The following is a 16,265-nucleotide window of genomic DNA, read 5'->3' as shown; positions in this document are numbered from 1 at the left end:
ATAATGTTTGGTGACGACAGCGAAGAGGTCACACCCGTTCCCATGCCGAACACGGAAGTTAAGCTCTTCAGCGCCGATGGTAGTTGGGGGCTGTCCCCCTGTGAGAGTAGGACGTTGCCAAGCAAATAAAAAGGAGTAGCAGAGATGCTACTCCTTTTGCATTTTATCAGTATTTTATCATGTCAATTAGGGGGTTATTGGCAATCGGACGATAAATTGCAGTATGTGGACAATAACTATTAGAAAGTGGACAATATATTTTCTTTCCGGACAATAAAATCTAGACTAGGACAATAAATACATAAATTTTGGAAAATAACTCGAAATTGCAGACATCAAAACTTCGTTTTCAAAACCACTCTTTTCTTTTAAACCAAATAAACATAAGCAAAGCAATAATTCCCATTATGACCAAAGAAACGAGATACCCATACTTCCATCCAAGTTCAGGCATATTAGCAAAATTCATTCCATAAATACCTGCAATAAATGTTAATGGTGCAAATACAGAAGTTATAATAGTGAGGATTTTCATCACCTGATTGGCTTGATGAGAATTAACTGAAATATAGCTGTCACGGATATCATTAGTAATTTCACGATTAGACTCAACCATTTCAGATAATTTTAATAGATGATCATATATATCCGAAAAGTAGGGGACCTTTTTCTTAATCCCTTCTAAATGTTGTGAGTTTAACATTCGATATAAAAGATCCCGCATTGGATTAACAGTATGTCTTAAAGTTAAAAGTTGATGACGAAGCTCAAATAGCTCTTCTAACAAGAATTCCATTGATTTTGCTCCGGTGTTATTTTCAATTTCGTTTAGCTCATCTTCGATTTTGTATATAATGGGGAAGTATTGGTCAACAATTTTATCTAATACTTCATAAAAACAATGATATTGATCCCAGTCTTTAACATTTTCGCTTGAAATAAGCTTATTCCAAACTTGGTTTATCTGATCGAAGTTTTGGTAATGGAAAGAGACAACATAGTTGCAACCGACAAAAAAGTCAATTTCTTCTTTCGAATAGTCTTCGGCATTAATAACATGAGTTACAAAAAAGGTGAAATCATCATAATAATCTAATTTTGGCCTTTGTAGTCTATGTACACAATCCTCAACAGCTAGAGGATGGAAATGGAAGTAGCGATTAAGTTCTACAATCTCTTGATCTGTTGGCATATTGAAATCAATCCAGCACCACTTGTATTGTGTTAGATCTAATTCGCTCAGATTAATATAAACATCCTTTTTATTGTCTTGTGTAATAGCAATAGCCTGTATCATGTATAAACTCCTATAAAATAGTCAAATTGACCTTCTACAAGGAAGAAGTCTATTGTTAATTTGCCCAACAACCCGAAATTTTAAAAAACTAGAGCAAATTTTGAAAAAAAGATAGCCCCACAAAACAATATCTATATTTTGTAGGGCTCGCTCATTATTATAATTAAGCATTTAGCATTGTTTGCTGCTGTTTCTTTGACTTCAATAATTGACTTGCTAATAAAACAACTAGTAACCCTAAGCCAATTAAATCTGTGAAACCTCCTGGATGAATAAGTAAAAGGCCTCCAGCTATTCCAAAAACTCTTTCTACTACATTCATTTTTACTAGTAAATACCCCATAAATCCAGATCCAACACCAGTCATTCCTATTAAAGATGTTGCAATAACTAAAGCTGCCTGAACAAAAGTTGTATCAATCAAAAATAGTGACGGCGAAAATATGAAAATATACGGAATTAAAAATGCCGCAATTGCGAGCCTTGATGCCTCAAAACCAGTCCGTATTGGATTTCCCCCTGATATTCCTGTGGCGGCAAAGGCGGCTAAAGCAACAGGTGGTGTAATATCAGCAATAATCCCGAAATAGAAAGCAAACATGTGGGCTGATAATAACACTGTTACAGGAATTGCAGATGTTGATGGGTCAGATAATAATAAAATAATTGCCGGTGCAGCCATTGTTGATGTAATAATATAGTTTGCTGTAGTAGGTGACCCCATTCCAAGTATTAATGATGCTATCATTGTGAATATTAATGTTAGTATTAGAACTCCACCAGATAAATCAATTAATCCATTTGCAAATTTTAGACCAAGACCTGTTAATGTCACAACACCAACTATAATACCTGCAGCAGCTGTTGCTGCCGCAACACCTAAGGCTGTTCGCGCTCCGTTTTCTAATGCCTGAAAAATATCCTTTATCGACATCCTTGTTTCTTTACGGAATGCTGCCACTACTATAACAGATAAAATTCCTAATAATGCTGAACGGACAGGTGAGAAACCTGATGCCATTAACCCGATAATAATAAAGATTGGAAGCAGTAAATATAGCTTTGTCAATATCTCCTTCTTGTTGGGCAATTCTTCTTTTGTAAGCCCTCTAAGGCCAACTCGTTTTGCTTCCAAGTGAACCATAATCCAAATACCTGCAAAATAAAGAAGGGCGGGAACAGCAGCAGCTTTTGCGATATCCCAATAAGGTATACCTGTAAATTCCGCCATTAAAAAAGCAGCAGCACCCATAATTGGTGGCATAAGCTGGCCACCAGTAGAAGCCGCAGCCTCAACTGCACCAGCAAATTCAGGGCGGTAGCCTGTTCTTTTCATCATCGGAATTGTAAATGAACCTGATGTTACGACATTTGCCACTGAGCTTCCGCTAATTGTACCCTGTAAAGCACTTGAGAATACAGCTACTTTAGCAGGTCCTCCAACTGAACGACCAGCAATAAGCAAGGCAAGGTCATTAAAGTACTGTCCAACACCTGACTTTTCGAGAAAAGCCCCGAATAAAAGGAATAGGAAAATAAATGTAGCTGATACGGAAAGTGGTGTACCTAAAATACCATCAAGCGTATAATACATATGGCTAATTAAACGTTGAACACTTACTCCGCGATGCTCAAGAAACCCAGGCATATAATTGCCATATAATGCATAAAGGAGAAAAGCAATCGCGATAATAGTAATTGGTAAACCAACAACACGTCGTGCCGCTTCCAAAACAAGTAAAATTGCTAATGCACCGATAATAAAGTCAATGTTTGTGTACATTCCAGCTCGATTAACAAGATCTTCATATTCAAAAGTCCAATATAATCCTACGATAATACTAATAACTGCTAAAATAGCATCATAAAAAGGTAAACGATTTTTACTTATTTTTTTTGAAATTGGATAAAGAAGAAAGATCAATCCTAATGCAAACGTTAAGTGAACAGATCTTTGAAGTTGAGAGGCCAAATTTCCAAATATTGCAGTATATAGTTGAAATGCTGAAAATGCGATTGCTCCAAGGGTTACAATCCACTTTAAAAGGCCTGTATAGGTCCGGAAACTTGACTCTTTGTCATATTTGCTTAACAGTTCTTGGAGTTCCTCGTTAGACATAGCTGGAGTTCCATTTTGCTTCTGTTCCTTCATGTTTTACCACCTCCGTAGAGTAGATTAATCATTCAAATAAAGCCCGAGGGGAATTCAATTCCTCGGGCTATTAACCATGAAAACTATTATTTAAATAATTGTGATGGTTGATTATATCGACATGGCTATTACTGTACCCCGTTTTCTTGGAAGTATTTAAGTGCTCCCGGGTGTATGTCTGTTGTTAGTCCTTCTACAGCACTTTCAACTGTAATGGATTCAGCCTTTTTGTTAATTGCCACTAATTTGTTAACATTTTCATATAATGCTTTTGTTACGCTATAAACAAAATCCTCTGGAAGATTTTTTGATACCGCTAACATTGCTTTTACAGCAACAGTGTTTGTTTCAGGCACTCCTGGGTATGTTTCTGCCGGGATTGTTTCTTTAACGTAGTAAGGATACTTCGAAATTAATTCATCAGCTTTATCTGCGTCAATATTTAGTAATTTCACACCATTTGTTGCAGATAATTCTGTAACAGCTGATGTAGGCGCACCCGCAGTAACAAATGCAGCATCTAAGTTACCATCTTGCATACTTTGGACAGAGTCGCCAAATGATAAGCGCTGTGCTTTTAAATCATCAAAGGTTAAACCATATACTTCAAGAATTTGCTGTGCATTAGCTTCTACACCACTACCTGGAGCACCTACAGAAACTTTTTTACCTTTTAATTCAGCAATGCTAGTAATTTTGCTGTTTCCAGGTAATACAATTTGAACTGTTTCATTATAAAGAGATGCAAGGGATTGAAGGTTTTCAACTTTTGAACCTTCGAACATTAATGTTCCGTTAATAGCGTAGTCAGCAATGTCATTTTGTACGAATGCTATGTCAACTTCCTGTGAGCTAAGTAAACGCATATTTTCTACGGAGCCACCAGTTGTTTGCGCTGTAGCGCTTACATCTGTATTGTCAGAAATAATTTGAGCAATTCCTCCACCAAGTGGATAATATGTGCCAGATGTACCACCTGTTGCAATGATTAATTGGCTAGGTAGGTATTTCTCACTATTAGACGCCTCACCATTAGTTTGGTTTGTACTACTTTGTTTACTTCCCCCGCCACATGCAGCTAGTGCAAATAATAGAACAAAAGCAAACATTGATAGAAATAGTTTTTTCATCGTAATCCCCCTTTGTCTTTTTTTGAATTTTAAAAAATTTTAAAATCCTCTCATAATTATAAAAGGAAGGTAACTAAAAGTGACAAAAAACTACAGAAAAAAACTTAGATAATTATGGATATTATAAAAAGAGTCATAAATTGAAACAAATTCTTTAAATTATCCTTTTAATTCTATATATAAGGCATGTAAAAATTTTCGAATATTTACTCTAGAACTTCTAGGTGTTTTCTTCTCATCCATTTCATTCATTTTAATCCGGACTTCATGAAAGTCAAAAAACTTCGTGGCGAAATGTTCAAATTTCGGGTGTGTATAGTCTGTTAAGCCTAGTGAAGCTAAATTTAAAAGGGTTTGATTAATTGCTCGACGCAAACGTTGTTCTAATGCCTTCACTGCATTTTCGTTTATACTTAGTTTCTGGTTTTGTAGAACCTCTTTATATAATGCTTTTAATGATATGTTTTTGATATCAACGTTGTTATATAGCAGGTATTTCATAATTTCCTCTATATCCTTGCTCCCATTTTCACCTAGTATCCCTAAATCCGCTAAAACACCTTCGATATTTATAGTAGGGTTTTGTTTATGGTGTAATTTTTGTTCATTTGCAAATGGGAGAAGGCTAAGGCTTTCTTTAATTTTTAGTAATGATTGCTCCATTTTAATTTTTTCTAAAACATTATTAATGACAGACGTAACTTCCACACGGTTCACTGGTTTATGTATGAAATATTCAATCCCATTTTTATAAGCTTTAGCAACTAGCTCCTTATTTTCAATTTGTGAGATCATAATAAATTTTCCTGAAAAACTTTTTGCTTTTATATGTTGGATCGTCTCTATTCCATCTTGTAAAGGCATGAGTAAATCAATTAAAACAATATCTGGCTGCAAATGCAGAATTTCATTTTCCGCCTCGATAGGGTTTTCGGATTCACCAATCACCTCTCCTAATAACTCGTCCCTAATAATCCTTTGCATAATTTTCCTAGTAGAAATATCATCGTCTAGAATAAAGTAATTCATCGGGCTCACTCCTTTTAGACTAATAGTTTAATAGGTAAAGTAACAGTAAATATCGTAAGTTCTTTTGTAGTATCTAAATAAATGCTGCCTAGCAGTTCTTCGACCATTAATTTTACATGTGATAATCCGATTCCATTTGATAGTTTGCCAGATTCAGTGAATTTAGTGCTAAACCCAGGTTCAAAAATAACATCATGTTCACTAGGATAAATCCCTGGACCATTATCTATGATTTCGATGATAATTTCAGACTGGTTTTTTTTAATGTTAATTTTAATAAAGCCCTCCATTTCAATAGCCTCAATAGCATTTGCGACTAGATTATTTAGGATGACTAGTAGTGGATAACGAAGATGTGTTTTCAAATCATACTCAATATTTGCTGTTATTTTTATATTTTTCTTTAAAAACTCAATATATTTTTCGTTTGCTTTTATACTTAAATGGATAATCTCTTTAAGTGATAAAGGATTAATAATCTTTTCCTGCTGAATAACTTCCTCAAGCCCGGCAAGTATTCTCTGATTATCTTTTTTTAATTCATGAATTTCTTGTGCTATTGAGAGAGCTATTCTTGAGGTTTCAATGGAGGCTTGGGTGATTTTTAGTTCTTCGTATAAATCAAAAGCCTTCACTGTCGTGCTTTCAATCACTGATAATGTCTTTTTTAAATAAAACCCTTCAATATATAGTTCCGATAAAATAGTTATTATTTGTTCAAATCTTAGTTGCTGTTCTTCATAAATGGCCTTAAGTTTATATGATTCAATCATGTTAAACAGCCCAACAACGAAGAAACTACGGATAACGGCAACTAATAGGATATAGCCAATATTTACTGCTGTTATCGAAGTATTATTTACAGTGAGATGGAGGAGCAGCTCGGCGATATTAGCAACCGCATCACAGCATGCACCGATGGTCACTAGCATGATTGGTGATAAAGAAGCATTTTTTCTTTTTGTAAAAAATTGAAAAACAAAAGCAAATATAAAGTAATAACCAATAATCGGACTATGTGTAAGGAAAGAATCAATAAAAGAAAAGGTTTCGAAATGAAATGCATCTAGAACTGTTCGGAATAATGTTGTGAAAATGCCTGTAATAAAACCTGCCAATACGTAAGGTACATCTTTATAAAATAATAATAAGAAAAAGAAACCGGCACTTCCTAAGCCAAAACGAAATGTACTATTAAAAGGAGTAATTTTTAATTCTCCTAAAAAGGCTGTAATGAGGACGATTATTATTATCTTCAAAAACTTATTTGTATTCATTTTTGGCGATTCCTTCCTATCCCTTTCTTATATAATAACAATAACCTATTGCTATGGGAAAATTTAAAACATAACAAATATCATGTGAATTCAGCGAATTAAAAAAAGGCTTGGCCATAATAATAAAATGGTCCAGCCCTTTTTTAAACAATTAAGCGTCCTGCACAGTTGGCTGTTGTTTTTTTGATTTCAATAATTGACTTGCCAGTAAAACAACTAGTAATCCTAAGCCAATTAAATCTGTGAAACCACCCGGATATATAAGGAGGAGACCTCCAACAATCCCTAAAATTCTTTCCAAGAAGTTCATTTTCGTTACTAAGTATCCCATAAACCCGGAGCCCATACCAGTCATACCAATTAAAGATGTAGCAATTACCGTAATTGCATTAATGAAGGTTGTATCCATCAAGAATAGGGAAGGGGAAAATACGAATATATATGGGATTAAAAAAGCAGCAATGGCAAGCCTTGATGCTTCAAAACCAGTTCTTATTGGATTTCCACCCGATATTCCTGTAGCGGCAAAGGCAGCCAGCGCAACAGGCGGAGTAATGTCTGCGATAATTCCAAAATAGAAGGCAAACATATGGGCGGATAATAAAACGGTTGTTGGGATTTCCGATGTAGTTGGGTCAGATAATAATAAAATAATCGCCGGTGCAGCCATTGTTGATGTAATAATATAGTTGGCGGTAGTAGGCGAGCCCATTCCGAGTATGAGCGAAGCTAACATTGTAAAGATTAATGTCAGAATTAAGATCCCACCAGATAAATCAATTAAGCCGTTCGCAAATTTTAAGCCAAGACCTGTTAATGTAACAACACCTACAATAATACCTGCGGCAGCAGTTGCAGCAGCTACACCTAAGGCTGTCCGCGCTCCATTTTCTAATGCATGGAAAATATCCTTTATCGACATTCTCGTATCTTTATGGAATGCAGCAACTACAATAACAGATACAATTCCTAATAACGCTGACCGAACTGGAGAAAAGCCAGTTGACATTAAGGTGATAATCACAACGATTGGAAGCAATAAGTAAAGCTTTGCAAGGACTTCTTTTTTATTCGGTAATTCCTCTTTTGTTAGTCCTCTAAGGCCAGTTCGTTTTGCTTCCAAATGGACCATGATCCAAATACCTGCAAAATATAGAAGGGCAGGAACTGCAGCAGCTTTGGCAATATCCCAATAAGGAATTCCTGTAAATTCTGCTATTAAAAAGGCAGCAGCCCCCATAATTGGCGGCATGAGCTGTCCACCGGTTGAGGCAGCTGCTTCAACTGCACCAGCAAATTCTTTGCGATAGCCTGTCTTTTTCATCATTGGAATTGTAAACGATCCAGATGTTACAACGTTTGCCACAGAGCTTCCACTAATTGTACCTTGTAAGGCACTTGAGAAAACAGCTACTTTAGCAGGCCCCCCTACAGCTCTACCAGCAATGAGCAACGCAAGATCATTAAAATACTGCCCAACGCCCGATTTTTCGAGAAAAGCCCCGAATAACAGAAATAAGAAAATAAATGTCGCTGATACAGAAAGAGGGGTACCTAGGATACCGTCAAGTGTATAATACATATGGCTAATTAACCGTTCAATACTAACGCCCCGATGTTCGAGAAATGCTGGCATGTAGTTGCCATATAGAGCATAAAGAAGAAATGCAATCGCAATAATTGTAATTGGAAGCCCAACAACACGCCGTGAAGCTTCTAATACTAGTAAAATTGCTAAAGCACCAACTAGAAAGTCTCGACCAATGTACATTCCGGCACGATTAATAAGATCCTCATATTCAATTGTCCAATAAAGCCCAACATAAATACTAACAATAGCTAAAATGGCGTCATAAAAAGGAAGACGATTTTTCTTAGCCTTTTTTGAAATTGGATAAAGAAGAAAGATTAATCCTAATGCAAACGTTAAGTGGACCGACCTTTGCAGCTGTGACGCCAAATTTCCAAATATTGCAGTGTACAGTTGGAAAAGTGAAAATGAGATAGCCCCAATGGTTACAATCCATTTTAAAAAGCCAGAATAGGTTCGGAAACTTGATTCCTTGTCATACTTGCTCAGTATCTCTTGAAGTTCTTTATCTGACATTGTGGTATCCTTATTTTGATTTAAGTCCTCCATATTTTACCTCCCCAATAACGGTAAATTGCTTCAGGCGAAAGCCCGAGGCGAAGGTAATTCCTCGGGCTATAATGGATAATTACTTCACGCCATTTTCTTCGAAGTATCTTAATGCGCCAGGATGTACATCAATTGTTATCCCTTCTACAGCATCTTCAACTTTAATGGATTCGGCTTTTTTGTTAATTGCAATTAATTTGTTAACATTTTCAAATAGAGCTTTCGTTACGTTATAAACGAAATCTTCAGGGAGAGTTTTTGAAACAGCCAACATTGCTTTTACGGCAACAGTGTTTGTTTCGGGTACCCCTGGATAAGTGTCAGCTGGGATTGTTTCTTTTACATAGAATGGGTATTTCTTAATTAATTCATCAGCCTTATCTGCATCAATAGTTAGTAATTTAACACCATTCGTTGCTGATAACTCTGTAACGGCTGACGTAGGTGCGCCAGCAGTAAGAAATGCAGCATCCAAGTTCCCATCTTGCATACTTTGGACAGAGTCGCCAAAGGATAAGCGCTGTGCTTTTAAATCATCGAAGGTTAACCCATAAACTTCGAGAATTTGTTTGGCATTTGCTTCTACACCACTACCAGGTGCACCAACAGAAACTTTTTTTCCTTTTAAATCGGCAACACTCGTAATTTTACTGTTCCCTGGTAATACGATTTGTATTGTTTCATTATAAAGAGCTGCAAGCGCTTGAAGATTTTCAACCCTTGAACCTTCAAACATGACAGTACCGTTAAGCGCATAGTCAGCAATATCGTTTTGTACAAAGGCGAAATCAACATCTTGCGATCCAAGTAAACGCATATTTTCAACGGAACCACCAGTTGTTTGTGCTGTGGCTTTTACATCTGTTTTGTCAGAAATAATTTGTGCAATCCCGCCGCCAAGTGGATAATATGTACCCGATGTTCCACCTGTTGCGATGATTATTTGGCTTGGAAGATTTGCTTCTGTTCCGTTATTCCCACCGTCTTGTGTATTATTGCCTCCATTATTTCCTCCACCACATGCAGCTAAAGTGAATAAAAGCACTAGAGCAAAAATTGAAGATAGTAACTTTTTCATTGTAGTCCTCCATAATTTTCGATGTATTTACTAACCTTTACGTGTAGTATCCCCAAATCTGTTAAAATATCCTCAATAACACCGGAAAAAAATTGACCTTTTCTTCGCTAAAGGTTTATAGTTGGACACGTGGAGGGAATCAGTTTGTTCATTCAAGACGAGTTTTCATTTATAAATAGCATTACACCAAAAAAATATAAACAAGAGCACTTAATAACAGGTATTGGTGATGATGCGGCGCTTTTTTCAGGAAATAGTGATGTTGAAGAAATTGTTTGTATGGATACAATGATAGAACAGGTTCATTTTACGAGAGAGACGATGAAGCCATTTCATATTGGCTATAAAGTATTAGCAAGTAATATTAGTGATATTGCGGCGATGGGTGGTATCCCTAATTTTTATTTAGTATCGATTGCAATCCCAGAAAGCTGGTCGCCGGCAGAGCTTTTGGAAATATACAATGGTATGAAAACGTTAGCTAACCGTTACGAAATGGATTTAATCGGTGGGGACACGGTTTCGTCAAAGCATAGTCTTGTCATAACAGTGACGGTAATAGGGCGGGTTCCACGGGGTAAGCATCTTTTACGAAAAAACGCGAAAGCAAATGATCTAGTATTTGTAACTGGATGTTTAGGTGATTCCGCGGCAGGTTTACAACTATTGCTAAAATACGGAGTCAATTACAATTTTACAAAAGAAGAACAAGCTTTAATTGAAAAGCATCAGTTGCCTGAGCCAAGGATAGAAATAGGGCAAATTTTAGCGAACTATCCTCGCGTTGCACTAAATGATGTAAGCGATGGAATTGCTAGTGAGTTAAATGAAATTGCTACTGCTAGTAACGTTACGATTGTGGTTGAGGCCGATAAGCTACCAAGAAGTGAGTATATACAAAATTTTAGTCAAGCTGAACAGCTTCATTGGATGTTAAATGGCGGCGAAGACTATGAATTGGTTGGCACTGTAACAGAAGGAAGTTGGCATGAAATCGAAAAGCAATGTAAAATGAAAAATTATAAAATAACAAAAATAGGCTATGTAAAGGAAGGCCCTGCACAAGTGTTTATTAAGCAGGAGGGCCAATGCTCTCTTTTACAAAAACGTGGATTTAATCATTTTAAATAAATAGGGTGATTGTTTGAAGGAGTTTAGTTATAGTAGTCAGTCTGTTGAACAGACAATGGAGTTTGCAATGAATCTGGCTAAAAGTCTAGAGCGAGGAACTGTTTTAACATTAGAAGGAGACCTTGGGGCTGGAAAAACTACTTTTACAAAAGGGTTGGCACTTGGCTTAGGAATTACAAGAACGGTTAATAGTCCAACGTTTACGATTATTAAAGAATATACAGACGGTATTTTGCCTCTATATCATATGGACGTTTATCGTTTAGAGGAAAGTGATGAGGATTTAGGTTTTGATGAGTATTTTCATGGTGACGGTGTTACGGTTGTTGAGTGGGCCCAGTTTATTGAGGATCTGCTGCCAGCCGAGCTTTTACAAATAAATTTAATTTACGTAAATGAGACGGAAAGAAAAATTGTTCTTACCCCTAAAGGGGATTTGTATTTACATTTATGTAAGGAGTTATTTCGTGATGAAAGCATTAGCAATTGATACGTCTAATCAGGTGATGGGAATCGCAGTCAGCGATGGGGACAACATTATAGGGGAGTATATTACAAACCTTAATAAAAATCACTCCATAAGGGTTATGCCAGCCATTCATGATTTGATGCAGGAGGTAGGTTTAGAGCCTAAACAATTAGACCGCATTATAGTCGCCCATGGGCCGGGCTCTTACACGGGTGTAAGAATTGGCGTTACCATTGCGAAAACTTTAGCATGGACACTAAATATTCCCATTGTTGGTGTTTCAAGCTTAGAAGTTCTAGCAAGGAATGGACAACTTTTCAATGGAGTCGTTTCACCGATTTTCGATGCCCGGAGAGGCCAGGTTTATACTGGATTATATGCCTTTCAAGGTGAAAGTTTTCAATCGTTAAAAGCTGACCAAATTATTATGCTTAAAGATTGGGTAGAGGAGCTTAAACAGCGAAGTGAGAAAGTGTTATTTTTAGGAAATGATGTTCTGCTTCATGAAGCTGTCATTAAGGAAGTGTTGCAAGAGCAGGCGGTTATTGCTTCACCAACATTATTTAATCCAAGGCCGTCGGAATTAGCGATAATTGGCATCAACAAAGAGCCACAAGAGGTACATAGTTTTGTTCCAAATTATATCCGCTTAGCGGAGGCGGAAGCGAAATGGCTTACGGCGCAGCAACAAGAGAAGGGCTAGCGCCCGAAATAGAGTAAAAACAATGGTCTCGGTCACTAGTTATTCGTTCTAGTACCCGAGACAGAGTAAAAACGCTTGAAGCGGTCACTAGGAAGTCGTTCTAGTGCCCGAGATAGAGTAAAAACGATGGTCCCGGTCACTAGTTAGCCGGTCTAGTACCCGAAATCGGGCAAAAGCGAGAAAACTGGTCACTACAAGGGTGGACTAGCGCCAGTAGTTAAGGTTAAATCATGATGATGTGGACAAATAAGTCTGTCCCTGAACAAGTACCATATCCCAATACGACAAGCGAGTAAATATGGGACAAGAAACCTGTCCCCATGTCCCAATAATTTATTAATATGAGGAGCAACACGAATGGAGGAAACTGTTCAATTCCGTTTCATGACGGAGGAAGATATTGAGCAAGTGTATGAGATTGAAATAAGCTCTTTTACATTGCCATGGACGAAAGAAGCTTTTTTCAATGAAATGACAATGAATCAATATGCTAAATATATCGTGATGGAGCTTAGTCATCTTGTAATCGGCTATTGTGGAATGTGGATTATTTTAGATGAGTGTCATATTACGAATGTTGCTGTCTTGCCGGAGTATCGCGGCAGGAAATTGGGCGAGGTACTTTTAAAGCAAGTCATTGATTTTAGCAAATCTTTAGGCGTAAGGCTAATAACGCTAGAGGTACGGGTATCAAATGTTGTCGCCCAGAAGCTTTATAAGAAATACGGATTTCAAGCGGGCGGGATTCGCAAAAATTATTATGCTGATAATCATGAGGATGCATTAGTAATGTGGGTGAATATAGATGAATGAAAAAAAGGATCAAATTATTTTAGCAATTGAAACAAGCTGTGATGAGACAGCGGTAGCAATCATCAAAAATGGCAAGGAGATTCTCGCTAATGTCGTTGCCTCGCAAATAGAAAGCCATAAACGATTTGGCGGTGTTGTTCCAGAAATTGCTTCAAGGCATCATGTGGAACAAATTACGATTGTGCTTGAAGAAGCATTGAATCAAGCTGCGATTACTTTTGGCGACATTGACGCAATCGCTGTTACCGAAGGACCAGGATTAGTGGGTGCGTTATTGGTAGGTGTAAATGCGGCAAAAGCTTTGGCATTTGCACATAATATTCCGCTTGTTCCAGTTCATCACATTGCAGGACATATTTATGCAAATCGGCTTGTGAAGGAAATGACGTTTCCTTTATTAGCCTTAGTTGTTTCCGGCGGTCATACAGAGCTTGTTTATATGAAAGAGCATGGTTCTTATGAAGTAATTGGGGAAACGAGAGATGATGCAGCAGGAGAGGCTTATGATAAAGTAGCGAGACAGCTGAACCTTCCATATCCAGGCGGACCGCATATTGACCGCTTGGCACATGAAGGAAATCCGACGGTTGACCTACCGCGCGCATGGTTAGAAAAGGACTCCTATGATTTTAGCTTTAGCGGCTTGAAATCGGCGGTTATTAATACGCTTCATAATGCCAATCAACGTGGTGAAAAAATAAAACCAGAGGATCTTGCAGCAAGCTTCCAAGCTAGTGTTATCGAAGTTGTCGTCACAAAAACGAAGCAGGCGGCTGAACAATATAAGGTAAACCAAGTTCTTCTAGCTGGCGGTGTTGCCGCTAATAAGGGGTTGCGAGCTGCCCTTGAAAAAGAATTTACAGAAACAGAGATTGATCTCGTTATTCCCTCGTTACACTTATGTACGGATAATGCCGCGATGATTGCAGCGGCTGGCAGTATTGAATTTGAAAAAGGGAAAAGAGCGGGGCTCGATTTAAACGGAACACCGGGATTAGAATTGTAGGGAATATGAAGGAACATGGAGCGGTTTTCATGTTCCTTATTTATTTGGTTGGCCAGGTGGATGATAATACGGCGGTATTTTTATCCAACCGCGTTTTTTCATCACTGATTTTAGAATGGCAGCATAGCGCATAACTTCTGTTTGAAATTCAAAAAACATTAAACCAACATCGTTTCTTATTGATTGGGCTACCCCTGTTGCGCACGCTGTTATGCTGGCTGCCAATTTGACACTAACGGCATTTGCAATTTCCGAGTTTGTCATTTTTGCACCCAATGGAATAGATTTTGGGTCAGACAGAGGTTTAGGCTCTGCGGTAGGTGGCAATGGGACACCCTCTTGTTGAAGAAAAACCTTAAGCCTTGTAGCCTGTGAACTAGCAGCCCCCATTGTTTTATGAAGGAGGTTATATAGTTCTTTGTCCTCGGTTGTATTTATGCCTAATTGCTCATAAGTAACTGCCTCCTCCAAAATTGCCAAATAGGCCCAACACGACATCACCTCACCAACATGTAAGGATGGTTTTGGCTCGTCGTCAAATAAGCTGTGGAACACTTTTGCTAATGCCTCAAATGTATGATCCGGCATAAAAATCACCTCTAAAGTATTTTTCCTTAGAGGCGATTTTTTATGCAGTGAATTAGTCTTTGCAAATAGGATTCGATCCAAAACTGATGCCTACCGACTCGGCAGCTAAAACTAATTCACCATTGGGATTGACTCTTTTTAATTGTTTAATGGCAGATTCCAATGGCACAGCTTGGATTTCTGTACCTCTTAAAGCAACCATTTGGGCATATTGCCCACTAGCAAGTAATTCAACAGCTTTTACTCCATAACGAGTTCCTAAAATACGGTCATAGGCTGTCGGCGACCCGCCACGCTGTAAATGGCCTAGAACGATTACACGGGTTTCTTTACCTGAGCACTGTTCAATTGCATTTGCAACCTTGTTCCCAATTCCACCTAATCGCACAGGGTCAGGACTGCCTTCAACAACGCGCTGAACCACCATTTCTCCACCTTCAGGAACAGCTCCCTCAGCGACAACTATGATGCTAAATTTTTTGCCTTGGTTGTTGCGTTCTTCAACTTTCTTGCATACATTCTCAATCGAAAATGGCTTTTCAGGTATTAAAATTGCATCAGCACCACCAGATATTCCTGCTTGTAATGCAATCCAACCTGCATAGCGCCCCATTACCTCAATGACCATTACACGGTGATGGGATTCTGCAGTTGTGTGCAATTTATCAATTGCTTCACATGCTGTCGTTAATGCTGTATCAAAACCAAAAGTTTGGTCGGTTGCCGATAAGTCATTGTCAATTGTTTTGGGAATGCCGACAATCGGAACCCCTTTCTTTGCAAAATCATTGGCAATCCCAAGACTGCCGTCCCCACCAATAATTGCAAGTGCATCAATGCCGCGTTTTTTCATGTTTTCGATGACTTGGTCTGAGACGTCTTGGTAAACCGTTTCACCATTTACTTGAATTGGGTAATTAAAAGGGTTATCACGGTTGGTTGTCCCTAAAATCGTCCCACCTCGGGGTAAGATCCCTGACACTTCTTTTTCCGTTAAATCACGGAAATCATTATGAATTAATCCACTAAATCCGTTTAGAATTCCTACAACTTCTATATTATGTTGACGGATAGCTGTTTTCACAACTGCGCGAATGACCGCATTTAACCCTGGGCAATCTCCGCCGCCAGTGAGGATGCCAAGTTTTTTTACCTTTGAACTCATAACAATATTTCTCCTTTTTAACTTATTTAGGTAATTTGGACTACTGTAACTTTTTTCGACAAATCTCCATGTTTTTCCTGCAAGGAAAAAATAGTAGTGAAAATAATCGAATTAATTTTATTAAGAAAGTGCTTGTAAAAACGTAAACAACATGGTAATGTCTCATCTTTGACACTCAAAACCGCCAAAACCATTGGTAAATCAATATTTTTGGCGGTTTTTTAATGGATAAAAAAGCGTACTATTTCCCCTTTTTTGTTTGTTTTAAAATTTTTTTCATCTCTTTT

Annotated in this window: 14 protein-coding genes and 1 rRNA gene; 6 read left to right on the top strand and 9 right to left on the bottom strand. The window is 37.7% G+C overall.

Going from position 1 to position 16,265, the window contains the following annotated elements:
* Positions 1-6: 6 nt before the first annotated feature.
* Positions 7-123 (top strand): 5S ribosomal RNA (gene rrf, locus GX497_01380).
* 226 nt (positions 124-349) lie between these two features.
* Here rrf and corA read toward each other — a convergent pair.
* The 7 genes from corA to GX497_01345 form a co-directional block, all read right to left on the bottom strand.
* On the bottom strand, positions 350-1,297 hold the full coding sequence (gene corA / locus GX497_01375) for a magnesium/cobalt transporter CorA (protein HHY71888.1): 948 nt from the start codon (positions 1,295-1,297) through the stop codon (positions 350-352).
* Positions 1,298-1,460: 163 nt separating this feature from the next.
* Positions 1,461-3,416 carry a TRAP transporter permease gene (locus GX497_01370; protein HHY71887.1) on the bottom strand — a complete coding sequence of 652 codons (1,956 nt, stop codon included), beginning with the start codon at positions 3,414-3,416 and terminating at the stop codon, positions 1,461-1,463.
* 161 nt (positions 3,417-3,577) lie between these two features.
* Positions 3,578-4,579, bottom strand: coding sequence for a TAXI family TRAP transporter solute-binding subunit (locus GX497_01365; GenBank protein HHY71886.1), 1,002 nt, complete (start codon positions 4,577-4,579; stop codon positions 3,578-3,580).
* Between the two features lie 159 nt (positions 4,580-4,738).
* Positions 4,739-5,608, bottom strand: coding sequence for a response regulator (locus GX497_01360; protein HHY71885.1), 870 nt, complete (start codon positions 5,606-5,608; stop codon positions 4,739-4,741).
* Positions 5,609-5,622: 14 nt separating this feature from the next.
* A complete protein-coding gene (locus GX497_01355; protein ID HHY71884.1) occupies positions 5,623-6,885 on the bottom strand; it encodes an ATP-binding protein in 1,263 nt (420 codons plus the stop codon).
* A gap of 151 nt (positions 6,886-7,036) precedes the next feature.
* A complete protein-coding gene (locus tag GX497_01350; GenBank protein ID HHY71883.1) occupies positions 7,037-9,025 on the bottom strand; it encodes a TRAP transporter permease in 1,989 nt (662 codons plus the stop codon).
* A gap of 79 nt (positions 9,026-9,104) precedes the next feature.
* On the bottom strand, positions 9,105-10,103 hold the full coding sequence (locus GX497_01345; GenBank protein ID HHY71882.1) for a TAXI family TRAP transporter solute-binding subunit: 999 nt from the start codon (positions 10,101-10,103) through the stop codon (positions 9,105-9,107).
* A gap of 144 nt (positions 10,104-10,247) precedes the next feature.
* On the opposite strand from GX497_01345, the gene GX497_01340 reads away from it, so the two are divergent.
* From GX497_01340 to tsaD, 5 genes are all read left to right on the top strand, one after another.
* Positions 10,248-11,234, top strand: a complete 987-nt coding sequence (locus tag GX497_01340) for a thiamine-phosphate kinase (protein HHY71881.1) — start codon at positions 10,248-10,250, stop codon at positions 11,232-11,234.
* 13 nt (positions 11,235-11,247) lie between these two features.
* Entirely contained in the window at positions 11,248-11,724 is a 477-nt protein-coding gene (gene tsaE, locus GX497_01335) for a tRNA (adenosine(37)-N6)-threonylcarbamoyltransferase complex ATPase subunit type 1 TsaE (GenBank protein ID HHY71880.1), read from the top strand.
* A complete protein-coding gene (gene tsaB / locus GX497_01330; GenBank protein ID HHY71879.1) occupies positions 11,705-12,406 on the top strand; it encodes a tRNA (adenosine(37)-N6)-threonylcarbamoyltransferase complex dimerization subunit type 1 TsaB in 702 nt (233 codons plus the stop codon). Before tsaE ends, tsaB begins: the two co-directional genes overlap by 20 nt.
* Before the next feature lie 357 nt (positions 12,407-12,763).
* A complete protein-coding gene (rimI, locus tag GX497_01325; protein ID HHY71878.1) occupies positions 12,764-13,219 on the top strand; it encodes a ribosomal protein S18-alanine N-acetyltransferase in 456 nt (151 codons plus the stop codon).
* A complete protein-coding gene (gene tsaD / locus GX497_01320) occupies positions 13,212-14,225 on the top strand; it encodes a tRNA (adenosine(37)-N6)-threonylcarbamoyltransferase complex transferase subunit TsaD (GenBank protein HHY71877.1) in 1,014 nt (337 codons plus the stop codon). Before rimI ends, tsaD begins: the two co-directional genes overlap by 8 nt.
* Positions 14,226-14,261: 36 nt before the next feature.
* Here the strand turns inward: tsaD and GX497_01315 are convergent, their stop codons facing one another.
* The gene (locus GX497_01315) at positions 14,262-14,813 is read right to left on the bottom strand and encodes a DUF3231 family protein (GenBank protein ID HHY71876.1); all 552 of its coding nucleotides are present in this window, start codon (positions 14,811-14,813) and stop codon (positions 14,262-14,264) included.
* A 52-nt stretch (positions 14,814-14,865) separates the two neighbouring features.
* Positions 14,866-15,978: a 6-phosphofructokinase gene (locus tag GX497_01310; protein ID HHY71875.1), complete on the bottom strand. Its 1,113-nt coding sequence runs from the start codon at positions 15,976-15,978 to the stop codon at positions 14,866-14,868.
* Positions 15,979-16,265: the final 287 nt, after the last annotated feature.

Source organism: Bacillus sp. (in: firmicutes), assembly GCA_012842745.1.
GTDB lineage: Bacteria > Bacillota > Bacilli > Bacillales > Bacillaceae_J > Schinkia.
The sequence above is the reverse complement of the archived record's forward strand: the minus strand, read 5'-3'. Positions and strand labels throughout refer to the sequence as shown.

Excerpts from the sequence above, each read along its gene's own strand:
- corA (HHY71888.1), bottom strand. The coding sequence starts at position 1,297 with ATGATACAGGCTATTGCTATTACACAAGACAATAAAAAGGATGTTTAT.
- GX497_01370 (HHY71887.1), bottom strand. The coding sequence starts at position 3,416 with ATGTCTAACGAGGAACTCCAAGAACTGTTAAGCAAATATGACAAAGAG.
- GX497_01365 (HHY71886.1), bottom strand. The coding sequence starts at position 4,579 with ATGAAAAAACTATTTCTATCAATGTTTGCTTTTGTTCTATTATTTGCA.
- GX497_01360 (HHY71885.1), bottom strand. The coding sequence starts at position 5,608 with ATGAATTACTTTATTCTAGACGATGATATTTCTACTAGGAAAATTATG.
- GX497_01355 (HHY71884.1), bottom strand. The coding sequence starts at position 6,885 with ATGAATACAAATAAGTTTTTGAAGATAATAATAATCGTCCTCATTACA.
- GX497_01350 (HHY71883.1), bottom strand. The coding sequence starts at position 9,025 with ATGGAGGACTTAAATCAAAATAAGGATACCACAATGTCAGATAAAGAA.
- GX497_01345 (HHY71882.1), bottom strand. The coding sequence starts at position 10,103 with ATGAAAAAGTTACTATCTTCAATTTTTGCTCTAGTGCTTTTATTCACT.
- tsaB (HHY71879.1), top strand. The coding sequence starts at position 11,705 with ATGAAAGCATTAGCAATTGATACGTCTAATCAGGTGATGGGAATCGCA.
- rimI (HHY71878.1), top strand. The coding sequence starts at position 12,764 with ATGGAGGAAACTGTTCAATTCCGTTTCATGACGGAGGAAGATATTGAG.
- tsaD (HHY71877.1), top strand. The coding sequence starts at position 13,212 with ATGAATGAAAAAAAGGATCAAATTATTTTAGCAATTGAAACAAGCTGT.
- GX497_01315 (HHY71876.1), bottom strand. The coding sequence starts at position 14,813 with ATGCCGGATCATACATTTGAGGCATTAGCAAAAGTGTTCCACAGCTTA.
- GX497_01310 (HHY71875.1), bottom strand. The coding sequence starts at position 15,978 with ATGAGTTCAAAGGTAAAAAAACTTGGCATCCTCACTGGCGGCGGAGAT.